General features: G+C 27.0%; 7 protein-coding genes. All 7 read right to left on the reverse strand.

The features are described 5' to 3' along the window. Nucleotides 1–322, reverse strand: a 322-nt coding sequence (locus E6248_RS13055) for a metallophosphoesterase family protein (RefSeq protein ID WP_316341229.1), incomplete at its 3' end; no start/stop codon positions are given. Between the two features lie 7 nt (nucleotides 323–329). Beyond that, complete coding sequence (locus tag E6248_RS13060; RefSeq protein WP_316341230.1) at nucleotides 330–554, reverse strand: hypothetical protein; 225 nt, start codon at nucleotides 552–554, stop codon at nucleotides 330–332. 148 nt (nucleotides 555–702) lie between these two features. After that, nucleotides 703–1,902, reverse strand: coding sequence for an ATP-binding protein (locus E6248_RS13065; RefSeq protein ID WP_316341231.1), 1,200 nt, complete (start codon nucleotides 1,900–1,902; stop codon nucleotides 703–705). 1 nt (nucleotide 1,903) lies between these two features. Continuing rightward, nucleotides 1,904–2,575: a response regulator transcription factor gene (locus E6248_RS13070; protein ID WP_316341232.1), complete on the reverse strand. Its 672-nt coding sequence runs from the start codon at nucleotides 2,573–2,575 to the stop codon at nucleotides 1,904–1,906. Nucleotides 2,576–2,749: 174 nt separating this feature from the next. Beyond that, nucleotides 2,750–3,496: an ABC transporter permease gene (locus E6248_RS13075; RefSeq protein WP_316341233.1), complete on the reverse strand. Its 747-nt coding sequence runs from the start codon at nucleotides 3,494–3,496 to the stop codon at nucleotides 2,750–2,752. Continuing rightward, nucleotides 3,489–4,187 (reverse strand): ABC transporter ATP-binding protein, encoded by a 699-nt coding sequence (locus E6248_RS13080; protein WP_316341234.1) that lies wholly within the window; start codon nucleotides 4,185–4,187, stop codon nucleotides 3,489–3,491. Before E6248_RS13080 ends, E6248_RS13075 begins: the two co-directional genes overlap by 8 nt. 1 nt (nucleotide 4,188) lies before the next feature. Beyond that, a partial coding sequence (locus E6248_RS13085; protein WP_316341235.1) for an ABC transporter substrate-binding protein occupies nucleotides 4,189–4,981 on the reverse strand: 793 nt, incomplete at its 5' end.

Below are 4,981 nucleotides of genomic sequence, written 5' to 3' on the forward strand. Positions count from 1 at the left end.
CTTCTAAGTTATATTTATGAGAATGTCCATATATCACAATATCGACCTCTTCTAAATTAATACTTATATTATTTCTTTCATGGACTATATATATCCTTTTTCCCTCTATTTCAATTATCTCATCTTCCTTTAATATAGCTTCAAGATCACCCTTGTCATTATTGCCTTTTACAGCTACAGTCTTAGCGATGTTTTTTAATCTTTCTAATATATCATTATTACATATATCCCCTGCATGTATAATTAGATCACAACCCTTTAGATTATGTATTACTTCTTCTCTTAATAAGTTATGTGTATCAGAAATAATTCCTATTTTCATACTATCATCATCTTTCTTTATAGTTTTCTACTACATCTTTAATAATTTCTTTTATTTCACTTAATGACAAATCTAGTGTTTCAATTCCACCTATGTCACATTCAGCCGTATTCCTAATATTATTTAATATTCTTGCATATAGCTGTTTATTATTATCAAACTTTTCATTATCTTCAACTATATATTTATAAAGTGTCCTTGCTTCATTTTCTATATATTCCCTATCATTCATAATAACTCTCTCCCTATTTTATCCTCTTATTGATATCTATAACTGTTATCCTTATAATCTATGGCGTCAATATGCCAATAAATATAAATTTATCTCTTTATTATAATAATTTCACTTTTAAATAGATAGCATCTTAGACTTAATAATTCTATTGAAGAATAAATTCAATTATAAAAGTAGTATCTTTTCCAATATTACTTTCAGCATATATTTTACCATTATGACTTTCAACTATTGATTTAGCTATAGATAATCCTAAGCCATATCCACCAGTTTCCCTTGCTCTTGAAGTATCTACCCTATAGAATCTTTCAAATATCTTCTCTAAATCCTCTTCCTTAATACCATCTCCAGTATTTTTAACCTTAAGATAAACCTTATTCTTATCTTCATATGATATTACATCTATTCTTCCACCAGAATTAGTGTACTTCAATGCATTATCTAATAATATGCTACATAGCTTTTTTATTTCTTCCTTATTAGCTTTTAAATTTATATTCTCTTGTATTTCTGTTTCTAAAATAATATTATTCTCAAAAACCACAGCTTCAAAGCCTAATAAGATGCTATCTAAAACTTTACTAAAATCAAAACTAGATTTTTCTTCCATAACTTTATTGCTATCTAGCTTAGTTAAAGATAGCATATCATCTATTAACTTAGCCATTCGATCTACTTGGTTACTAATATAATTTATCCACTTAATTTGACTTTCTACAGTTTTATCTTTATTGGAAGTTATTACAGAAGTATTAGTCCTAATTATAGCTAAAGGCGTTTTTAATTCATGAGATGCATCAGCTATAAATTGCTTCTGCTTTTCAAAACTTTCCTTTATTGGCTTAATAGTTTTATTAGTTAGATAAACACTTATGTAAAAAAGTAAAAATAAACTAATAGCTCCAACTATCAAAAAAACTTTTAGTAAGTTATTTAGCATATTAATTTGTAGCTCTCTACTTATTAATGCAATCTTTAATCCCTTTGGAGTATGTTCCTTTAAATATCCATAGCTACTTCCAGATATGTCAATTTTATCAATCTTATTTTCATTTTTAAGTATAGAATATATGGCCTCTTCTAACTCATCATTATTAATCTCTATATTTGTAATTACATTTGCTACATTATTTTCTGAATCCAAATCTACAATAATGCTATTTCCATTTTTAAAATCTGGACCTGGCTTCCTAGGATTTTGAATTACACCTTTTAAATCTCCTTCTAGCTCTCTATCCATATTTGCTGCAGTAGTTATATATATAGTTCCAAAAATAAGAATAAAAACTAATGTTAATAGAGTCATATTTATGAAAATAAACTTCCTTTTTAATTTTTCAAACATACTATTCCTCCATCCTATAACCTACACCTCTTATAGTTACTATATTTACTTCTGAGTTTAAATGCTGAAGTTTTTTTCTAATAAAAGAAATATATACTTCTATATTGTTATACTCTATTTCTGCATCGAAGCCCCAAAGCTTAGTAATTAAATCATCCTTACTAACTACAACCTTAGGTCTCTCCATAAAATACTTTATTATTTCAAATTCTTTAAGGGTTAGCCTTATAGATTCACCCTTTACTTCTAAATCATAAGTATTTAAATCTAATCTAATGTCACCATAAGAAAGATAATTATCGTTTATAACATTACCTTTTCTTCTTGTTATAGACCTTAGCCTTGCAAGTAATTCCTCTGCTGCAAAAGGCTTAGTTAAATAATCATCAGCACCTAAATCTAGCCCTTGAACCCTATCTTCAATTTGACTTTTTGCAGTTAGCATCATTATTGGAGTTGTTATTTCCTTTTTTCTTGGTTCTTTTAAAACACTTAGTCCATTTAGCTTAGGTAGCATAATATCTAAAACTATAACATCATATATATCAGTTAAAGCATAGTTTAATCCATCTTCCCCATCATAAACAGCATCTACAACATATTTATTTTTAGTTAATATCTCAACTAATGCTTCAGATAATTCTTTTTCATCCTCGACCAAAAGTAGTTTCACTATATTACCTCCATAAAAACAATAAATTTCATATTTAACTTTTTATATTATTGACTTAATAAAATTTTATCACACAAACCTTAAAATAAAATTAAATTCAAATCTAATTTTTTATTGATAAGAAAAAAATCTGTATCAACACTTATATAAATCTTGATACAGATTTTTTTAATTTTATTTCCAAGGACATATTTTTATCTCTAGTAAATCTATTATCTTAAAGATTATTAAAGACATAATACTTAAAGCTAATATTCCAGCAAACATTCCCTTATAATCTACCATTGACCAAGAGTTCATTATATAATAACCTAGTCCATATTTAGTAGCATAGTTTTCACTGAAAAATAAAGCTGAAATTGCAATACCTATACTTACCCTTAATGCTGAGAAAATCTTAGGGGCTATGCTAGGTAATATTACTTTTGTTATAGTATCTACCTTACTAAATTTCATTACCTTTGCAGATATTAGAACATCATTATCTATTTCATTTACTGCATCTCTTGTTACTATTAAAATTTGGAATACTATAATAGTAACCATAAGTATTATCTTTGATTTATCACCTATACCAAACATCACCATAAATATTGGTAAGAAAGCAATTTTAGGTATTGGATAAAGTAAATAAACTATAGGAGAAATAATTTTATCAAAAAAAGTGCTTCTACCTATTAATATTCCAAAAGGAATTCCAATAATTAATGATATAAATATAGCTCCTAATATTCTATATAGACTATATAAAATATGATATATAAAATCATTTTGCATAAGTCTTATTAATTCTAGTAAAGTACTCTTTGGCGTTGGAACCATATTAGTTCCTACTCCTAAACTTAGTAAATACCACAATATAATTACTATTATAGCTCCATATAAGCTTTTAAAAAGCTTTAAAACTTTATCCTTAATCATAAAGACTACCTCTTACTTTATTGCATATTTCTATATATTCATTTTTTGACCTTATATCTTTATCACCAAAGTATTTATTAGGAATTATACTATCAATCTTACCATCTTTCATTACTATTATTTCTTCACCTAAGAAAACTGCTTCTTCTATATTATGTGTAACTAAAATCATAGTAATATTCTTTTCAATTTTAATTTCAAGTAATAATTCTTGTATCATTTCCTTATTAATTGAATCTAAGGCTGAAGTAGCTTCATCTAACAAAAGAATTTCTGGATTATTTATTATAGTTCTTCCTATAGCAACTCTCTGCTTTTGCCCACCACTAAGCTCTTTGGGATACTTATCCTTTAGATCAGCTAGTCCCAACTCATTAATTATCTTATTAACCACTTTCTCTTTTTCTTCTTTAGATAAATTACTTTTATTTAAACCTAAACTTATATTTTTATATACTGTAAACCAATTAAAAAGTCCTAAATTCTGCAGTATTAATGAAGTTTCTCCTTCTATTTCTAATTTCCCTTCATAATTAGAAATAAGCCCTGCCATAGTATATAGCAGGGTTGTTTTCCCACATCCAGATTTACCTATAATAGCATAAGACTTTCCTTTTTCAATTGATAGACTTAAGTTGTTAATTGCAACTTCTTTATTATACTTTATAGTTAAATCTTTTATGTTTATCATCTTATTTTACAAATTTTCCTTCTAATAAATCTGATGGTTGAACATCTAATTCTTTATTTAAAGTTTTTTCTGTCCAATCTATTATACTTTGTAAATATTCATCACTTGGAAGGGCAGCTTTTTTATATGTTGGTAATGTCATAATATCCTTAACTTCTGGATTAGTATTAGGAATTTTTTCTATTAATATATCTTTAGCTATTTCAGGATTCTTATTAATTTCATCTACAGCCTTATTATATGCTTCATGGAAAGCTTTAATAGTATTTGGCTTTTCAGAAATAGCTTTGCCTGTAAACACCATGCACTGTGGTGAAAATTCATCATCCATTCCATAAACACTCTTTGTTAGTCCTTGTAATTCTCCATTTGAAGCTACTGGTTCTGGGAATATACTCATATCTATATCACCACTCTTTAAAGCAGCCATTCTTGCAGGAATCTCAGTAATAAATACCTTTTCTACATTATAGTCTTGTCCTAACCACTTATCTATTAAATAATTAGTGACGCTTACTTCCATTACTCCAACTTTAATATCTTTCTTTTCAGTAGCACCTTCATTTGCTAAAATTGGAAACATTCCATCTGTCATAGTTGTAGCTTTTATGTCAAAGCCACCGTTTACATTTGTTGCTACTGCAATAAAATCTGTCATTGCACCATCAATTTCATTGCTTTGAAGAGCACTTTGTCTATTTTGAGCATTATTGTAAATTTCTATTTCTACATTTATTCCTGCCTCTTTAAAATATCCATTTTTCTCAGCAATAAGAATTGGAGCAGTATCAACA

The sequence above is a fragment of the Clostridium sp. genome, from assembly GCF_032552055.1.
Taxonomy (GTDB): Bacteria; Bacillota; Clostridia; order Clostridiales; family Clostridiaceae; genus Clostridium.

Coding starts and splice junctions, on each gene's coding strand:
- E6248_RS13075 (WP_316341233.1), bottom strand. CDS start 3,496: ATGATTAAGGATAAAGTTTTAAAGCTTTTTAAAAGCTTATATGGAGCT.
- E6248_RS13080 (WP_316341234.1), bottom strand. CDS start 4,187: ATGATAAACATAAAAGATTTAACTATAAAGTATAATAAAGAAGTTGCA.
- E6248_RS13065 (WP_316341231.1), bottom strand. CDS start 1,902: ATGTTTGAAAAATTAAAAAGGAAGTTTATTTTCATAAATATGACTCTA.
- E6248_RS13060 (WP_316341230.1), bottom strand. CDS start 554: ATGAATGATAGGGAATATATAGAAAATGAAGCAAGGACACTTTATAAA.